The following is a 19780-nucleotide window of genomic DNA, read 5'->3' as shown; positions in this document are numbered from 1 at the left end:
TTTTAAAATCAAAGATACTAACTTGAACTGAACTAATTAAACCACATATTTTTCAATAGGTTATAGCTAACTAACCACATGTAATTCTGAAATTTTCTTTTTCTGAACATCACCTGATAAGGCTCACCGACCTCTCTTCTATCCTACCCTCTATAACCACATAAATTGTGTTGATTTTGTGAACATACGAGCAAAGTTGTCTTTGCAACTGGTGTAGTATTTAACGCATAAGCATCAGATGGTCATCTCGAGAGCGATCACTAGGTTTATGTGGTTCATCACCAAATGCTCTGAATGATAAGGTGCAAGCTGGCAATTAGCCATGAAGTATTTGGTGAGGAGTAAAGAATCGACGCATTAAGGAAGTCGAACTAATAATAAAACCATATACCAAGGAGCAACCTCTTATGTCTACGATGACCCAAGGGAGCAATGCGCACCACAACACCCCATCCTATCCCGGCCTGACTACTGTAATCCACGGCAATGGCGCTGTCGCACATGTTATGGATTACGTTTGTGGTGGAGTGATAGGATACCCAATCACCCCTTCTACTGAGATTTCCGAACTGTATGAAGCCTTTAGAGCTCAAGGTGGCTGCAATGTTTGGGGGCAACACCCATTCTTCTTCGAACCTGAAGGTGAGCATTCTGCGCAAAGTGGCGCATTAGGCGCCGCGCTGACAGGGGGCAAGTACATTTCCAACGCTTCATCAAGCCAAGGGATTTTATACGGGCTTGAATCGCACTATGTGACCGTCGGTAAGAAGGCTGCAGGTTTTGTGCTTCATGTCGCGGCGCGTTCAGTTTCTCGTCATTCACTGAATGTAATGGCGGGACATGATGACGTCTACGCTCTGTTATCTGCTGGATACACCACTTTATTTGCAAGTAATGCCCAAGAAGCGGCCGACCTTGCTGCCATTTCGTATCGCGTCAGTGCCTTGTCACTAATTCCTGTCGCCAATACCATGGATGGCTTCGCAACGAGCCATATTCAAAGTGAAGTTCAACTACCTGAGCCAGAATTACTTAAACAATATCTCGGTGACCCAACCGATCGAATTCTCGCACCAACAGAAGCTCAGAGAATGCTATATGGTGCCAAAGGCCGCGTCTGGCAACTCAATCAATTTATCGACAAATACCAAGACCAGTTTTGGCCTGAAAAATTAGCCGACTTAAGAGGCTATATCACAGCTAATGAAGCAGCGATAGAAAAAGACGTTCAGGGCGAATGGATTGAATCCACCAACGCTTACCTACCCGAAGCACTATTGAAAAAATGGCAACGTGCTTGGCTTAATGCCTATGAAAAAGATACGCGTCAACGTGTACCAGCGCTGATGGATCCGCATAACCCAGGATTAACGGGTGGTGTCCAAAATCAGCCAGACTACCAAGCGGGTATCGTCGACCATCGCAGCCACTTCCTGAGTGATGTTCCACAGTTTATCGAGCAAGCCATGCGTGAATATGGTGAGCTAACGGGTCGCACCTATGAGCCTGTCATGGATTATCTATGTGATGACGCTGAATACGTCATTGTCGGTTTAGGCTCGGTCACGGATGATGCTGAAGCCGTTGCTTTACACCTCAGAGAACAAGGTCAAAAAGTCGGCGTCATCTCCATCAAACAATTACATCCATTCCCTGAAGCGCAAATCGTCGAGAAACTTGCGGGAAAAACTGCGGTAACGGTGCTAGAGCGTTGCGACGAAACACGCTTAACTGCGCGCATCTCTAGAGCGCTATTTAAAGCGCAAGAAAATGCCCATTACCCTCGCCACAATGGCATCAAAGCACTGACGCACATACCAATGATCAATACTGGTATCTTCGGACTAGGAGGTCACGACCTGCAACCTAAGCACTTGATCGCTGCTTTTGATAACATGCGCTCAGAGAACATTAAGCCATTCTTCTACCTAGGCAGCCAGTTCTTCGACAAACAGGCAACTGGCGAACTAAAACAGATTCAAGATCGATTACGCTCTGCTTATCCAGATACTGAGCTGATGGCTTTAGAAACAGGCGAAAACCCGAACCTGTTACCTGAATCGGCAATGCGTGTACGCTTCCACTCTGTCGGTGGATACGGCACCATCGCCACGGGTAAGCTACTGACGGACATTCTTTCTGGTGCATTAGGATTGCACTCGAAGTCCATGCCGAAATATGGTTCTGAGAAAAGTGGCGCACCAACCAACTTCTTTATTACTCTTTCTCCAGAACCTATCAAAATCACCAATGCCGAACTACAACAGGTCGAAGTCGTTCTTTCACCCGACCATAAAGTGTTTATGCACACCAATCCACTGGCGGGTCTTAGTAAAAACGGCACCTTCATTTTGCAAACTCATCATGAACCAGAGCAAGTTTGGCAAGAGATCCCTGCGAGTGCTCGTCAGTTCATTCGTGACAACAACATCAACTTCTACATTGTTGATGCGTTCAAGGTAGCGCGTGAGCAAGCGCCATCAGCTGATTTAGAAATCCGTATGATGGGTATCGCCTTTATCGGAGCCTTGTGTGGACATGCAAAACAAGTTACCCAAGGTGCTGATGAGTCGGCGATGTTAGAGCGTATTACCCAACAAATCGCCAAGAAATTTGGTTCAAAAGGCGAGAAAGTCGTTGCCAGTAACATGGCAGTGATTCGTGAAGGCATGCACGCCACACAGCACGTCAATTACAGCGCATTTAACGACAATGTCGAAACCAGTGAAACGCTAGCGCAAACCGAAACCCAAAAACCAGCGCAAGCCAGTTGCGGATTATTTGATCCTTCTTATTTCAATAATATCGCAGGCAAACGCTACGTTGATGGCTCCATTGGCGAAGCTCCTGTTATCCCAGGTTCTGGCATGTTCCTGCCTCCTGCCAGTGCCATCACTAAAGATAAAGGACTCTTTAGGCTTAACGTGCCTAAATTTGATGCAGACAAGTGTACTGGCTGTATGGAATGTACTATTGCTTGCCCAGATGGCGCTATTCCTAACGCGGTGCATGAGCTGCACGATATTGCCTATGTAGCAATAGACAAACTGAATATTCCACCTGTACAACGCGACAGTTTGAAAGCGAAAATGCCGCCAATCCTGGACGCAGTACGCCACCACTACCGCAGCTCGGCAAAAGGGGAATCACAGCCACTGCATCAAGTCGTATCAAAAGTTGTGGATTCCATGACCTTTGAAGAGCCTATCGCCTTGCAAATGGCAGCGCTATGCGTGGCATTAGAATCCTTACCAGTAAGCCGCACCAAGCCATTCTTTGATGCGATGGAAAAAGCGGTACCAGGAAGTGGCGGTTTGTTCTCTGTGGCTATCGACCCAAGCAAATGTAGCGGCTGTATGGAATGTGTCGACGTTTGCGGCCCGAATGCGTTAGAAAAAGTTCGTCAAACCACCGAAATGAACCAGCAAATGCACGAACTGTTCAACACGCTTGCGAATATGCCAAATACGCCTACTCGTTTTGTTGAACAAGGTGTGAAAGATGCCTCAGAGTCAAAACGTTTGCTACTCGACCGCAGCAACTACTATGCAATGAGTTCTGGTCACGGCGCATGTCGCGGCTGTGGTGAGGTCACAGCCTTAAGACTCGTCACCTCCATCAACCGAGCACTGCAACAACAACGCTATCAAGCTCATATACAGACTCTTGAGTCTATGATTGAGCAACTTGAAGACAAGTTGGATATGATCGTTGGACAAGACAGTGAAAATACCAGAACCCAGCGGTTAGTTCGCACTATTGAAACGCTAGAAAAACGCTTGTTCCTATTCGAACATGGTCCAACAGGAAATGGTCCTTCTGATGCACTTATCGCTAACGCCACTGGCTGTAGTAGCGTCTATGCCTCTACCTTCCCTGCAAACCCATACAACGACCCTTGGGTAAACAGCTTGTTCCAAGACACCCCGGCGGTCGCGAAAGGCTTGTTTGAAGGTGAAGCAGCCAATCAGCTTGAACAGTTCAAAGCACTGCGCACTGCAAAACTCGAATTAGAAGATATGTACGATGAAGAGATTCACGATCGTCAGCTTCGTTACCTTGAGTGGAGTCAGTTGTCCGATCAAGAATTGGCACTGATGCCAACGGTATTCAGCATCGGTGGAGACGGCGCAACCTATGATATTGGTTTTGGTGCGCTTTCTAGACTGTTAACTACCAGTACACCGATTAAGATCTTTGTATTGAATACTGGGAGCTACTCTAATACTGGAGGACAAGCATCCACAGCAAGTTTCACCGCGCAAGATTCCGACCTCAGCCGTTTCGGCAGTGCTCATAGCGGTAAAGAAGAGGCACGTAAAGAGCTAGGAATTATTGCTACCTTCCATCCGAAAGTCATGGTGGTACAGACCTCAACGGCATTACAAGGTCACTTTATGTCGAACTTGATGGAGTACTTGAATTATCAAGATGCACCAGCACTGTTTGATGTTTATACCCCTTGTATGGGTGAGCACGGTATCGCCGATGATGCTAGCACGCGACACTCTCGCTTAGCCGTAGAGAGCCGCATGAGTCCGGTATTTGTTCACGACCCACGTAAAGGTGATACTTTAGCAGAGCGTTTCTCTATTGAAGGTAACCCTGAACTGGATCAGGACTGGGCAACACATACCATCAGCTACCTAGATAACGATGGCATGACCCAACTTAAACAAGTGCCATTTACCGCCGCAGACTTCGCGTTGTATGAGGGTCGATTCAAGAAACACTTTGCGCTAGTCAGCGATAACGACAACACCGTAGAGCTCGCTGATTACCTCAAGCTAAGCGCTCAAGAACGCGCAAATAAAGTACCGTTTATCTGGTCCACCGATAAACAGCAACATTTGGTGCAGCTCTCTGTTTCACCGTCGTTAGTGGCACTGAGTGAAGAGCGTCTTCGCAACTGGCACATGCTACAAACATTAAGTGGACAGCATATAGCGCAGATCGAGCAAGGTTATCAGCAGCAAATCGAAGAGTGGAAACTGCGATATCAACAAGCCTTGGACAACAATGAACAAACTATTGAGTCCATCGCAAACGGACTAGCAGAACTTGCTATGGTTGCAACACCAACCAGTAGCATCCCTGTGACACAAATCGACACCACTGACGCACCTGCGAAAGCCGATGGACAATCGCAACCTCTTGTCGCGATCAATGAGGACGAAAAATGTCTGTGTACCGATTGCAAGACCTGCTACCAACAACTGAGTGAACTGTTTGAGAAAACAACCGTGGTTGAGAATGGCGAAGCGAAAGTGATTAGCCAAGTCATTCCGGGTTCATTGGCGAAAGTGACACTCACTGATGAGTTAGTGAAACGTGCCGCACGAATCGCCGATGAGTGTGACGCTGAAATCATTCACTTTAACGCTCCTGCTTCGGTGGAGGTGTAGTTATGGTCGCTTTACTTACTCAATCTCAACGGGAGCTTATGCTAAAGCGCATGGATCAAAATCCACAGCGCTTCCAGCAAATGATCATCGAAGAGAGTCAACAGCTAATCCAGGACACGCTGAAACGCGGTAACCTATCGGCAGAGTTCACCACTAAGCTATGGGATCTGTTGCTCGCGGGCAACGATCTTAGTACCGCACTACAGCGTTATCTATGGCGAATTCCACTGAAACAAAAACGGGCATTTGTTAAAGGCTTAGACCTGCACCTTTCAGAACGTTATCCCATGTTTAAAGGGTTATCTGAAGGTTGGCCGGGCAGCAATAATATTCCTCCTTACGTTCGTCCTGCGGAAGAGCGCCGCAAAGACTTCGATCTAGTGAGCCAAGGCTACCTTGGCTACATGGGGTTGGGTTATTCGCTGCGCGAAGTAGAGCTGTTTGTGTGGCTTGAAGTGCTTCGCGATAAGCAATGCGAAGACAAACCTTGTGAAGTCGGTGTCCCAATGTGCGACCGCGACGGCAATCCCGCGGAAGAAGCCGATGGAGGATGTCCGGTTAAGATCCACATACCAGAAGTGTTGAACTTGATGGGCGAAGGCCGTTTTAAAGCAGCATTTGAGCTAATACGAGACGCCAACCCTCTGCCAAATGTTACGGGTCGAGTTTGTCCCCAAGAGCTTCAATGCCAAGGTGTATGTACTCACAACGATAGACCGATTGAGATCGGTCAGTTGGAGTGGTTCTTACCACAACGGGAGCGTGAGCTTTCTAATGGTGAGCCGCCGAAACCTGTGGCGTGTAACCCGTGGGTTGCCGCTAGCAAACCGCCAGTGGCTATTGTAGGTTCAGGGCCCTCTGGGTTAATCAATGCTTACCTACTGGCCAAAGCTGGCTACCCCGTGACGGTATTTGAAGCATTCCATGTCCTAGGTGGTGTGCTGCGTTACGGCATCCCTGAGTTCCGTCTACCGAACCAATTGGTGGATGACGTGGTAGAAAAAATCAAAGCGCTTGGAGGCCGCTTTGTCACTAACTACATCGTTGGTAAAACTGCCACTCTAGCGGACCTCAAACGTGCAGGTTTTGTGAGAGTGTTTGTCGGCACTGGGGCAGGACTACCGCGCTTCATGAACGTTCCGGGTGAGCATCTACTTAATATCATGTCAGCGAATGAGTTCTTAACTCGCGTCAACCTGATGCACGCCAACCTCCCTGACTATGAGACACCTATGCCAGAGATGGACAATAAAGAGGTGATGATCATCGGTGGTGGTAATACCGCAATGGACGCTGCGCGAACCGCTCGTCGCCTTGGCGCTAACGTGACCATTGTTTATCGTCGGACGCAACAAGAGATGCCAGCTCGTGTGGAAGAGCTACATCATGCGTTAGAAGAAGGTATTATGCTCAAAGAACTACGCTCTCCTTGTCAGTTTAATGGGGATAAAAACCATGTACTGGCGACTGCCGACTTAGACGTGATGGCACTAGGTGAGCCCGATGCCTCAGGCCGTCGCAGACCGCAGTCAACCGGGGAAACGGAGCTAATGAAGGTCGATTTCGCCATCATGGCTCTGGGTAATAGTTCTAACCCTATAATGAAAGACGCCAACCCAGATCTTAACACCTCGAAATGGGGTACCTTGCTGCTTAATAAAGGCTCGCAGGAAACCTCGCTTGCTGGTGTTTATAGTGGTGGTGATGCGACTCGTGGTGGCTCAACAGCCATTAAAGCGGCAGGTGATGGGCAAGCAGCCGCTCGTGAAATCATGAGTACGCTAGACTTCAATTTAAAAGAAGTCGAAGGGTTAGTCGCGCAGGCAAGCAATTACACTGAACTTGGGCAAATGCCAGCCAAAATCGTCAAACGTCGTCAACTTACCGATGAGATTGTCGAATTTACCATTACCGCCCCACTTATCGCCCGCTCCGCAAAACCCGGTCAGTTTGTGCGAGTTCTTGCCGATGAAAAAGGCGAGTTAATTCCACTGACACTCGCTGATTGGGATGCTGAAAAAGGGACGATTGAGTTAGTGATTCAGGGGCTAGGAAGCAGCTCTAAACTTATCAACCGGATGCAGGAAGGCGATGTCTTTGAAGCGATTGCAGGGCCACTAGGTCAAGCAAGTAAAGTCGTTGTGCACCAAGATAATCACAGAGTCTACTTCACCGCAGGTGGTGTGGGTCTTCCGGCTGTTCATCCTATTATGCGCGCACATCTCGAAATTGGTAACAAAGTCACTTTGATTTCCGGTTTTAGAGGCGCACCTCAAGCATTCTGGACTGAGCAAGGCGATAAAGTCGAAACACTCAAAGCGCTCTACCCTGATTTACTGGAAGTCATCTATACCAGTAATGACGGAAGCTTTGGTGTAGAAGGGTTTGTCACTACCCCTCTAAAAGACCGCCTAGATGAGCATCAAGCCGGAAAAGGCGAACCTATCGCGGAAGTCATTACTATAGGTCCACCACTCATGATGAGAGCTGTAAGCGACTTAACTTTGGAGTACAAAGTGGAGTGCGTGGCGAGCCTTAACTCTATCATGGTAGATGCTACTGGTATGTGCGGTGCGTGTATGGTCCCAGTAATGGAAGATGGAAAATTGATTCGTAAACATGCTTGTATCGATGGCCCTGAGATCAACAGTCATGTGATCGATTGGGACAAGTTCTTACCTAGGTTTAATCAGTTCAAACCGCAGGAAAGAGAGAGTCAGATAAAGCACAAGTTTATTGAGGAGTAAACGACGCGGCGGCTATCAATGATAGCCGCCGTTTTTACTTTCGCTTACTTAAAGCCTTACTTCATTAAAACTCGTAACTCACCGATCCTGCCAGTTTATTATTAGTCCCGTAGTCGTCCTCCGAGAGCATTCCAAAGAAGTTAAACGATGCATTTTTGTTTATCTTATAACTAAGGCCAAGTCCGCCCCAGTAACCGCGGTAATTATCCGAACCTATCGAGCCACCAGCAAACCCGAGTACGCTCCAATCCGAGTCATCAATTGGACGAATACCAAACATTCCCAAATAACCGCCGTGACTTTGGCTTCGCATCAGTACGTATTCGTTATCCACCTCTTCTGAAGGCATTGCCATTTTTCCATCGTTGTAGCTGTAGCCCGCCATGGGAAATAGCATCCATCCTGCCGGAGAGATGTCAAAGTAACTTAGAGGGATGTAGGTGCCAATACTGTAGTTGTTGCGATAGCTATCATTTTCATAATCAGTACGGCTAAAGTTGAAGTTTAAGATTCCCAAATCAAATAGCCATGAGCCACCCAAGCGCCACTCTCCAGTCTCATTGTATCGAGCGTTGATCATCCTAGCTTCATCAAGACCAATCGAACCAGACACAAACGCAGAGTCTGAATAGCCAGCACCTACTTTGGTAACGATCTTGGTTGGATCTTCATGATGTTTCTCTTTGGCTGAGACTCCTGTCACTACCAATAATCCAACAACGGTAACAAAGCCAAAAGCTCTGACAACCGATGAAAACAGACCATTCTTTTTCATAACGCTTTATTTCTCATTAAAAACAAAAATGCCCCTCACAACGGTGAGAGGCCAATTTACGGTTAGCTCACTAAGTTAGTAGGCGTAGCTGATACTTAGAACATGAATACGGTTGGTATCCACACTGCCAGTAAAATAAGGAATTGTGTCTGTAGGGCCAGTGTAGGTGACGTCTTGAGTACCCATATTGCGGTATTGGTATGCGATACCGATTCGATGACCATTTGAACGCTCTTTTTCTGCGCCAAGACCTAACGACCAGTTTGCTCCAATAGGAAGCGCAGGGGTCATTTTGTCAGTGTCATACATTTTCGAGTCGTAACGGATACCACCTTGGTAGGTCCAATCATTTTGAGAATACGCGAGCGCTGTACCTAAGCTATAAACGTTGTTTGCAGCATCATCAAACTGTGACCAAAATTCAACACCCGTCATGGCTTTGAAAGTTAACTCATCTGAGATTTTGTGCTGAAGGCCAAAATCAAGTTGAGCTGGCCAAGAAGCATTTCGCTCAATTGACGTAAACTGGTTGCCATCAAACGACACATCGATATCACCAGAGTTATGCTTTACTTTGTGTTTATAGTTGGCAGATAGAAAAGTAGAGTCTGACACGTCATACATAGCTGATAGCATAAAGCTTGCCGCCGTAGAACTGCCATCTCCATCAAGCCTAGAACCACCACCAAGCTCAAACGACGTCATTAAATGCTGAACGATCAAAGCTCCGCCAAGAGACAGATTGTCGCTTGCCTGGAATCCAGCGGCTAACTGCAAATTTAACGCTTCATCAGACAGTGTTTTTGGAAGACCACCATTAGGTCCTACAAGACCACCGCTATAGTCCATACTCAAACCACCTTCACCATGTAAAGATGCCCCGATAACCCAGCTGTCATTGATTCTCTGTGCATAAGCAAGACTTGGAATAAAAGCATTCGACTCACCTGTCGTTGACTTGTCAACAGAAACCCCAGTACCACTGTGCTCAGTCTTTGCGTTTAAGTACTGAACGCCAATAGAAAAACTATTGTCATCTATCACCGTTAGACCAGCAGGGCTAGTAATCACGGCACTTGCATCAGTACGATTAGATGAGTTCCCTACACCAGCAGAAGAAACACTATCAAAGGTAGCTACTTCGTGAAGTAAGATACCGCCAGCAAATGTGGACGAAGAGAAGGTTACAGCCATTGCGACTGCTAAAAGGTTTTTGTTCATCGTTTGCAACTCACAGATTCGGATGGCGCAAATCATAGTCAAATCAGCAATCCAAAGGTGCACTATGAGTGCATGGTAATAGCTTGTAACGAAAAGCGACGCAGGCAATTGGTCAAACTTCCTCGTTATCGAAAAGGTTGAACAATATAAACGGCGTTTATGTTTTATATAACCAGCGGCTTATTTATTCACCGTCTTGGCCCTCTTATAATCACAGACATACAACCCCCAAGAAGCTAAGGAATAGCGCTCATCCCTTTCTTGAGAGGCTTAAAATGTCAGTCCAGAAGATACTTAAAGAGATATACCGCGCTAGCGATGAACTTGCAGCTCAACTTATCCAGCGTGGCGCAGTTGTCACCATTCCCAAGGATAAATTTCTGTTCTTCCAGTATCAAAGTGTGAGCGATATCGTTATCCCTTTACAGGGCGTATTAGGTTTTTACCCCACTATCGATGAGGGCACTAACTTAAAGTACGACCTGATTACCCCCGGCATCCTTATCAATGATGTACCATTGATTTTGGGTGAGGGTGCTCAGTCTGATATACAAGCCGTGACCGACAGTACCGTGCTGCTGTTACCCTTTGAGGATGTCAAAGAATTGATGGATTCTTGCTGTAGTTTTTCAAAAATGATCAACTTCTCGTTGGCAAAAAAACAGCGCTTTTGCTTGACATTATTTCGCCTACGCGGCGAAAAAAATACCGATTTGAAGATTCGTTTGGCGATGGAAGCAATCAGTGCAGCGACCTACGATGGGTCTATCCCATTAAATATTCTTACTCTTGCTTCATTACTTAATATGTCGCGAAACACCGTCGGAAGCTATATGAGTAAAGCAATCGCTGCCGGAGAAGTAGAAAGGAATGAGCTCGGTTTTCGTTTAATCGAAAAGAGATCTATCGCAGCTTGACTATCTACTAGAGCATGAATCTACAAAACGTGAAATGAAGGAGCGCCAGTGCTTGTACATCAGAAGATATCTAACGCTCCTTCATACATTTACCCTGCTTCAGCACAAGAATAGTACTAAGGTCAATGTCGCCTCAGTATGCGCTAGTTTTTCTTCCTTAGGTGCACTAGCGGTGCATCTGCTTAAAAAACTCACCAACGAAATATAGGTATTGCCTATCAATAAAAGAGCTTTAATTGATTTTAATTCTCATTACCAGTTCATCATAATGGACTCATAAGATTTGAACTGAGTGATACATCCCATGATTAAGACGATTCGATTTGCCGCTATCCACTTTACTATTGCCTTTACGGTTGCATATGCGCTAACTGGCGAAATCTTAATCGCGAGTATGATTGCAATGCTTGAACCAGCCGTAAATACCGTTGCGTTTTACTTTCACGAACGTGTTTGGGACAAAAACCAACGCCTTCAAGCTTTGAGAAATAACGAAACCATTAAGACGGCTTCATTTGCGACCGTACACTTTAGTGTGGCGTTTGGTGTAGTTTATTTGCTAACGGGTGATGTGTTGGCGGGTGGTATCATGGCAACATTAGAACCAACGATTAATACCATCGCGTACTTTTTCCACGAAAAGTCCTGGAATAAGAAGCACCAGCACATGCGCTTTGCGCATTAATCACACCAAAGGTATATCTGCACAATGAGAGGAGGTCGTTCATACATTTTGTACACAATGCCGAGGTTTCTATCGTACCTGTTTGTATGACTTCCCACCCTATCTTCTAGTAACAAATAAGACATTACTGAAAGCTCAACGCCCCAATGCTATTCGCTGAGGCACTTGCAAACCAACTCTTGGACTCCTGCACACACGAAAGCCAACTACGTTTCATGACACCGCTAGTACATTCGGTTACAGATCGAAAATTACCCTAGGTGATAGAATAAGAGTTGGTGATATTGCTCGCTATAAAAGTTGGAGTGACGGCAAGGATGCTAGGTAATGAACTGTAAAAAATATAGGTTAACTTTCATTCTATTTGGCTTGGCAAACCTCTGCTTAGCTATCTTTCTTATGAGCGATTCTTATGTCGATCAATCGGGCGTCCTTGTAGAGAATTTTGGATTTCTTGCCCTATTCTGGCTATTACTCTTTAGTTCAGCAATTAGCTGGTTCATTACCTTGAATCGTCGACGTCGTTAAAACAGACAGAACAAAATAAACCAATACCTTCACCCAATCTCTATGAATGGATAGTTACTTAATAAGCTTGACGAAGAGCATTGTTGACTAAGTAGCTTTCGACTCTTTAGCACTCTTTTTATTTTTCACTGTTTTGGATTTTATATGTATATCGGACTAAAAAGTTTAAACATCAAATGGCTTGTCGCTGCACTAGCTATCACGCTTTCTGGCTGTTCCAGTATGTCTATTGAAGAGTGTAACAACGCTGACTGGTATCAAGTTGGTTATAGCGATGGACTTAACGGTAATAGCCCTAAAATGATTGATAGCTATATCAGTGATTGTAGCGAAGCCGCTGTTTTTCCCGATAGAGAACAATGGTCAAAGGGATTCAAAGTAGGGACGGGGCTGTACTGCTCACCAGATAATGGTTACAAGGTGGGTTATGAGGGACAGCAGTACTACTATGTATGTCCGGGCGAGTCTTTTCTCAAAAACTATGAGTTGGGCAAACAAGCTAGACAACGCGACCAGCGCCTTAAACAGATTGAAACCGAGTTACGTACTATCGAAGACAAGTTAAGAACGACACCAAGCGAAAATCATGATGAGCGCAAACGTCTAGAAAATGAAAAGCGAGATTTAGTGTCAGAGCGTTCTCATCTACTCGGGTTAACCGTACAACATAATTTCAATATCTCATTTTAAGCTAGCTGAGTCCTTGCTACCCAACGCCTTCCTCTTCAACAAAGAGGGAGGCTTACAATTTAACGATAAAAGTCCTTCCCAAATCCAGATTGATTACCGTCATATCGCATTAATTTTCAGATTGTTAGCCTAATAACTGTACAATTTCTACTCAAACAACCAAAATTAGTCACCACAGGCAGCAATTATTCTTCTATAATCAGCGACCGTATTTTTGGTCAACAATCATTTTGTTGATTGGTTAACGAGAAACACCAAATACCGCCATCTGCTTTTAGGAACAACGAATGTCATTTTTATCACAAGGTTTTTCATCTGAGATCGTGCAAGCACTGACCGAGTGTGGTTATGAAAAACTCACTCCAGTTCAACAACAAGCGATTCCACATGCTCGTCGTGGACACGATATTTTGGCACACGCTCAAACCGGCACAGGTAAAACCGCCGCTTTCTCTTTGCCAATTATTCAACAGATTGTTGATACTCCAAAAGCTCGCACTCGTGGAGCGGTACGTGCACTTATTCTGGCGCCAACTCGTGAATTAGTAGATCAAATCGCTAATAACATCGAAAGCTACACTCAATACGTCGACGTGTCAGTTGCCGCCGTGTTTGGTGGTGCGAAAATGTCGTCTCAAGAGCGCAAGCTTGAAGCTGGTGTCGACATATTGGTTGCAACTCCGGGTCGTCTTATTGAGCATTTGGAGCTTGGTAACGTTAAGCTTGCTAATCTTGAGTTCCTAGTCTTCGATGAAGCAGACCGAATGCTTGATATGGGCTTCATTAGTGCAATTCGCACCATCATGAGCAGCGTTAACAGCCAACCTCAAACCATGCTGTTTTCCGCGACATCATCACCTCAGATGAACGCCCTGGCACAAGATCTATTGCGTAAGCCTAAGCGCATTATTGTCAACGCAGAGAACTCAACCGCAGATACTGTTGCGCACGTAGTTTATCCCGTAGATGAAGATCGTAAGCTTGAACTACTGTCAGAGCTTATTGGTCGTAAAAACTGGCAACAGGTCTTGGTTTTCGTGAATTACAAAGAGACCGCCAATGAAGTGGTAAAAGAGCTCAAACTTGATGGTATTAAAGCGGTGCTTTGCCATGGAGATAAAGCACAAAGCTCTCGTCGTCGCGCTCTGGAAGAATTTAAAACAGGTAAAGCACGTGTGATGGTGGCAACAGAAGTTGCGGCTCGTGGTTTAGATATTCAAGGTCTTCCGCACGTTGTAAACTATGACATGCCATTCCTAGCTGAAGACTACGTACACCGAATTGGTCGTACTGGCCGTGCAGGTCAGCAAGGTCATGCTGTCTCTTTCGTTAGCCGTGAAGAAGAACTGACTCTGGTTCAGATCGAGAACCTAATTCAACACCGCATTAAGCGTATCCAACTTGCAGGTTACGAGCCAGCAAACCGCGATGCTTTGCTACAGAAAATGCACACTAAACCAGCTTACAAGGACCGCCAAGGTCGTACTAATAATGCGAGCGAGCAAGGCTCTGCGGAGCGCAGATTACGTCTGATGCGAGCAATCAAAAACAAGTCGAGTAAAACAACTCGCCTAAAAGGTTAATCGCAGTTTCACTAGCGAACACCATTAAAAAACGCAGCTGTTAAACGCTGCGTTTTTTGTTTGTCTGTCGACCTATCTCTGTCACCATCGTTACTCAGCTATTTCGCAATCGACTCCAATGAAGCATCCAAGCAGTCCGATATCGTCACCAACTCATCCTTAGCACGCACAACATTGTCGGTACTTTTAGTGCAGTCGAGCGCCAACTTATTCACCACCTCTAAACTGTCGATAGACTGCTCACATAGGTGCAGTGTTTCTACCGAGTCGTTACAAATCTGTTCATTCAATGCCAGAAGCTGGTTATAAGCGACCGTTATATCGTCAAAGCTGGCCGTGGACCGCGTGGTCACTTGAGATATTTCACTCACACTGCTCTCACTTTTCGCAATAGCGGATACTAAAGTACTCGCCGTATCGATAAGTTGTTTGGTCATGGTTTGAATTTCCGACACAGCGTTTTGGGTGTTCTCCGATAAGGTTCTTACCTCTCCCGCTACAACTGCAAACCCCCGTCCAGCTTCGCCAGCCCTAGCGGCTTCTATAGCAGCATTCAGCGCAAGCAAATTCGTCTGCTCTGAGATCGAAGTAATCACATGCAAAACATCCCGAACCTTCATCGAAACATCAGTCAGTACATTACTTGATTGATTTGCTTCTGCCATTTCGTGTCTGAGTTGATCAACATCTTTAGTTAGTTGCTGGTTGTTCTCCTGAATCGCTAAGAACTGATTGGAGATAGATTGGCTTGCATCAAGACTGCGCTGTGCTTCTTGCTCACCACGGCTTATCGCCACTTGAATATTGTTGATGTCTGACGTGGTATCGGCTAGCTGAGTCACCTGGGTTTTGAACAAGTCATCTAAATCCGAAGAAGCACTTTCGATATGGTGAGTGCAACGCTGAAGCTGCTCGACTGAACCATTAACATCATTGATAAGAGAAACCAATTTATTGAGAGTACTATCGACAGCCGAACCAATCTGACCGAACTCGTCTTGTCCTGAAAAGCCAATTCGGTGGTCAAGTTGACCGCGCTGAACCTGCTGCATAGTATCAATGATGTGTTTGAGAAGCGGTAAGATATTCTGGGAGATGCCGGTGGATAAGAACAGCACCAACCCAACGACTACCAATGAAAAGACAATAATCGCAGCAGGCGATAGTAGTAATTGAACGCCATCGCCACCCGATAACACACCTAAAGCGTACAAATTTGATATACATAGAACAACAATACCCAAGCAACCTACAATGCCCGGTAGCAGCATTTTTACTGGCATACTGATGTTCATAAACAGCCTATCTCGCCAGCCAATCTCAATATCACTCATTTCCATTCCCTTGATTTTCTGACCTTACGGTCAGGATATTGAGCAGGATTTAGCCGATAGTGTCAACTTATTCTGATATTGGAGTGTGCGTTTTATGATGCCAACGGTTTTATGAATAACATATAGATCGCAAAAGAAAAAACGGCACAAAGAGTGCCGTTTTTCATTAGTATCATATTCAGCTCATAAGACTATTAGCTGATAACCATTGCGATATAGCCAAGGATTAAAACGATAACGGAAGTTAGCGCATACGGCACTGGATAACCAATTGCTGGCATGTCACTTTGAGTGGCATCTTGAGCTCCTTTCATTGCAGGTGTGCTATTCCTACCACCAGCGCAAGCACCAGCAAGAATGGCCGGATTCATCTTACGAACATACAGACCATACAACCAAGCTAATACCGGTGGAACAAGTGCTGCAGTCACGCCAAGTAACGCTATTTTAATCACAATAATGCCTTGAAATGAGGCTAGGATCTTAGGCCCCACAGTCGCAGCTAGCACCGCTACGAATAAATTAAGGCCAATATCTTGTAAGAAGCTTCGCGCCCCCTCACTCATTGGGCCGCCAAACGCCGGATTACGAGTTCGTAAGAACGAGAACACGATACCAGTAAGCATACATCCAGCAGATGTACCCAAGGCAAATGGGATTCCTGCAATGGTCACACTCAAGTGGCCAAACACATAACCTACCAACAATGCTAACGCTAAGTAGAATGTTTCTGTGACTGTGCTCTCTACAATGGGCACACTATTCAACTGAGAAGCCGTTTGTTCTACACACCACTGTGAGCCTGCAATACGAACAACATCACCCACTTCTACCGTTGTATTAGGTAATAGTGGTTGTTGATGACCTTGTCGAAATAGTGCTTTGAAGTACACACCAAAACCCACCTCAGCATGCAACTGAGAAATAGTTTTACCTGCATGTTCTGATTTACCCACATGGATGTCAGCAACTTCAATATCGACATTGCGCGCTCGAGGTTCGTCAACTTCATTGCCAATATCTGCTTCACCTTCTTTGATAAGAGCGCTGTACTCACCACGAACACCGATAACATCACCAATCTTTAATGTTGGGTTGTCCGATGCATCCAACACCTCCTCACCACGCACCACTTTCAAAACCACTGCATCGGGAAACTGCTTATAGAGATCTTGAACCGAGCGACCTTCCAACTCCGCATGTGTCACTTTGTAAGCACGAACATCGATAGGCAAAGCACCAGCATCTGAGAACCCAAAGGTGCTGGGGAGTTTCTCATTGTCATCGCCGGTAGAAAACTCTTTCTCTGCATCTTTACCTGCTTTAACGGGGTCAATACCAAACATCGAAGGTAAGTATTTGATTAGCAGAATAATGAGCACTGTCGACAATACATAACTGATAGCATAGCCCGCTGCGATATTAGCACTGACTTGATCAGCGCTCATCCCCGCCGGCGGAACAAAAGCGCCCGAAGTAATCGCCGATTGTGCGACACCCATTACCGCGGTAACGGTATAGCTTCCAGAGATGATACCTGCCGCATATCCAGGCTCTAATCCCATCAACTTGGCGCCAATCACGACGATGGCGAAGTTACTAAAAACAACGATTAGCCCAATTACGACAAAATCTAAGCCACCTCTCGCCAGTCCGGAAAAGAACTGAGGACCTACTTTCATGCCAATGGCGTACATAAACATCATTAAGAAGATGTCCGATACTAGCCCCGGTTCCTCAATTTTTAATCCAAAGACTGAAAATGAGGTCAACGCCAACGTAACACCAACAATCAATGTACCTGCCGTTGTACCAAGGCTCACACCTTTAACAGTAATACGTCCTAATGGGTACCCTATCGCGAGTGATAGAAATAGAAATACAAATGGGTTTTCAGATAAGTAATTAAAAAGAAAAGACATGATCTCACCTGCTACATTGTGATTGAAGCAGCAGAGCAATGCGACGCATCGCTCTGCCGATTACCTAGAGCGGTGACAACCTTAACCGTGGTTAAAGTTGCTAGACTCGTCGGCATCACTGCCGTTAACCACTGGGTGCTTGTCAAAGAAATCAACACAATGTTGCAAGTCAGAAATCAGCAAGTCCGCCATGTCTCGACTAAAACCGTGACGTACGAGAATACGCATAATAACCAGATCTTGGCGATCCGCAGGCATTGCATACGCTGCAATCTGCCAACCACGAGATCGAATGCGATCCGATAAGTCATAAAGGTTGAAGCCTGGGTTTGCACCTTTCTTGATAGACCAACTTAGTGCTGGAATACCACCGTGGCCATCGTAAATGATTTCAAACATGCCCATCTTCTCAACTTCTTTGGCAATGTAGCGTGCTGTTTCGTAGCATGCATCATGAATCTTTTTATAGCCTTCTTTACCCAATCTTAAGAAGTTGTAGTACTGCGCAACGATTTGTCCCCCTGGGCGAGAGAAGTTCAATGCAAATGTTGGCATGTTACCGCCAAGATAGTTTACATTGAAGATCAAATCCTCATGCAACGCATCAGCATCACGCCACACGACCCAACCCACACCTAATGGCGAAAGCCCAAATTTGTGGCCGGAAGCATTAATCGATTTAACACGAGGCAAGCGGAAGTCCCATTCTAAATCAGGGTCACAGAAAGGCGCTAAAAACGCACCACTGGCGCCATCAACGTGAATAGGAATATCTAAGCCTGTTTCTTCTTGAAGCTTATCTAGCGCTTCATGAACCGCTTTTACTGGCTCATACTGGCATGTGAACGTCACACCAAGAGTCGGCACTACACCAATAGTGTTTTCGTCACAACGTTTGATCACTTCTTCAGGTGTCATGATGAGGCGATCACCTTCCATTGGAATCTCACGAAGTTCAATATCCCAATAGCGCGCAAACTTATGCCAACAAACCTGTACTGGGCCACAAATAAGATTTGGTTTGTCAGTAGGTTTGCCTTGCTTCTTCATTTTTTCGCGCCAAGCCCACTTCAATGCCATCCCGCCAAGCATCGCGGCCTCGCTCGACCCCGTCGTTGAACAACCCATTGGGTTCTCTGCATCTGGCGCATGCCAAAGATCCGCTAACATATGAACACAACGCGCTTCGATCTCCGCCGTTTGTGGGTACTCATCTTTATCAATCATGTTCTTATCGATGCATTCATCCATCAATTGATGAACTTCATCTTCTACCCATGTTTGACAAAATGTCGCTAAGTTCTGACGCGAGTTACCGTCTAGCATAAGTTCATCGTGAACAACTTGATAGGCATGTTCAGGTGCGTGCTCATTCTCAGGGATTCGATACTTGGGCATAACCACTGACAAATCTTTGGAAGAGTAAACATCATCTAACATTGAACCACGAACAGCTGACTTTTTATGAAGAGGCATAATCAATCCTTTATATCATTGAAACTATTGCGTAAGTTGTCATTAAGCATTTGTTTTAAAAGGCACAACGACGTTGGATTAAAGTTAGTCGAGATTCCATTGGCGTGCTAGTTTCATATTCGGTTGATAAGATTCAAATCGTTATTAGTAGACTTTTCTGCAGATGAGAGTAGTGCGGCCTTCCAGTATTATCTGGGGGACTAAAGACCATCATTTTCTCAGCTCATGAGATTAAACCGTCAAGAATGCCTAGAAAATTGACAATAACCGTTACCTGAAACCTAACTAGACGCTTAACACAAACGCAATTCGACTTATACCACCCGCTCTCACTGTCAGATAAATCTTAGTGCCAGAAGCTAAGATAAACGCCTCACCATGCATTTAGTGCGACAGTAAATCCGCCCTACTTGAAGCTTTGATTTACCCTTTTGTTAGTTTGGCTCTCTTTTTGCTTATTATTTGTTCGTTTTATCCTAACTAATAACGAAAATTGG

Annotated in this window: 12 protein-coding genes; 7 read left to right on the top strand and 5 right to left on the bottom strand. The window is 45.6% G+C overall.

The window, feature by feature from the left end; translation table 11 throughout:
* Positions 1-407: 407 nt before the first annotated feature.
* Positions 408-5405, top strand: coding sequence for a 2-oxoacid:acceptor oxidoreductase family protein (locus OH456_RS21505; protein WP_270034231.1), 4998 nt, complete (start codon positions 408-410; stop codon positions 5403-5405).
* A 2-nt stretch (positions 5406-5407) separates the two neighbouring features.
* On the top strand, positions 5408-8152 hold the full coding sequence (locus OH456_RS21500; RefSeq protein ID WP_270034230.1) for a sulfide/dihydroorotate dehydrogenase-like FAD/NAD-binding protein: 2745 nt from the start codon (positions 5408-5410) through the stop codon (positions 8150-8152).
* A 64-nt stretch (positions 8153-8216) separates the two neighbouring features.
* On the opposite strand, the gene OH456_RS21495 is transcribed toward OH456_RS21500, so the two are convergent.
* Positions 8217-8927: a hypothetical protein gene (locus OH456_RS21495; protein WP_006071348.1), complete on the bottom strand. Its 711-nt coding sequence runs from the start codon at positions 8925-8927 to the stop codon at positions 8217-8219.
* A gap of 75 nt (positions 8928-9002) precedes the next feature.
* Positions 9003-10148 carry an OmpP1/FadL family transporter gene (locus OH456_RS21490; RefSeq protein ID WP_270034229.1) on the bottom strand — a complete coding sequence of 382 codons (1146 nt, stop codon included), beginning with the start codon at positions 10146-10148 and terminating at the stop codon, positions 9003-9005.
* Positions 10149-10423: 275 nt separating this feature from the next.
* On the opposite strand from OH456_RS21490, the gene OH456_RS21485 reads away from it, so the two are divergent.
* The 5 genes from OH456_RS21485 to OH456_RS21470 all read left to right on the top strand — a co-directional run bounded on the left by OH456_RS21485 (position 10424) and on the right by OH456_RS21470 (position 14551).
* The gene (locus OH456_RS21485) at positions 10424-11065 is read left to right on the top strand and encodes a Crp/Fnr family transcriptional regulator (protein WP_270034228.1); all 642 of its coding nucleotides are present in this window, start codon (positions 10424-10426) and stop codon (positions 11063-11065) included.
* A 304-nt stretch (positions 11066-11369) separates the two neighbouring features.
* A complete protein-coding gene (locus OH456_RS21480; protein ID WP_124940808.1) occupies positions 11370-11750 on the top strand; it encodes a DUF2061 domain-containing protein in 381 nt (126 codons plus the stop codon).
* Positions 11751-12077: 327 nt separating this feature from the next.
* Positions 12078-12278 carry a DUF3955 domain-containing protein gene (locus OH456_RS26000; protein ID WP_081411551.1) on the top strand — a complete coding sequence of 67 codons (201 nt, stop codon included), beginning with the start codon at positions 12078-12080 and terminating at the stop codon, positions 12276-12278.
* 144 nt (positions 12279-12422) lie between these two features.
* Positions 12423-12968: a DUF2799 domain-containing protein gene (locus OH456_RS21475; RefSeq protein WP_236110555.1), complete on the top strand. Its 546-nt coding sequence runs from the start codon at positions 12423-12425 to the stop codon at positions 12966-12968.
* Between the two features lie 287 nt (positions 12969-13255).
* Positions 13256-14551, top strand: a complete 1296-nt coding sequence (locus tag OH456_RS21470; protein WP_006071353.1) for a DEAD/DEAH box helicase — start codon at positions 13256-13258, stop codon at positions 14549-14551.
* Positions 14552-14649: 98 nt separating this feature from the next.
* On the opposite strand, the gene OH456_RS21465 is transcribed toward OH456_RS21470, so the two are convergent.
* The 3 genes from OH456_RS21465 to OH456_RS21455 form a co-directional block, all read right to left on the bottom strand.
* Positions 14650-15885 (bottom strand): methyl-accepting chemotaxis protein, encoded by a 1236-nt coding sequence (locus OH456_RS21465; protein ID WP_198557522.1) that lies wholly within the window; start codon positions 15883-15885, stop codon positions 14650-14652.
* A 194-nt stretch (positions 15886-16079) separates the two neighbouring features.
* Positions 16080-17807, bottom strand: coding sequence for an aspartate:alanine exchanger family transporter (locus OH456_RS21460; RefSeq protein WP_270034227.1), 1728 nt, complete (start codon positions 17805-17807; stop codon positions 16080-16082).
* 81 nt (positions 17808-17888) lie between these two features.
* A complete protein-coding gene (locus tag OH456_RS21455; RefSeq protein WP_198557519.1) occupies positions 17889-19283 on the bottom strand; it encodes a glutamate decarboxylase in 1395 nt (464 codons plus the stop codon).
* Between the last annotated feature and the right edge of the window lie 497 nt (positions 19284-19780).

The organism is Vibrio sp. La 4.2.2 (genome assembly GCF_027586995.1).
Classification (GTDB): Bacteria; Pseudomonadota; Gammaproteobacteria; order Enterobacterales; family Vibrionaceae; genus Vibrio; species Vibrio mediterranei.
This window is presented reverse-complemented; position numbering and strand designations above follow the sequence as displayed.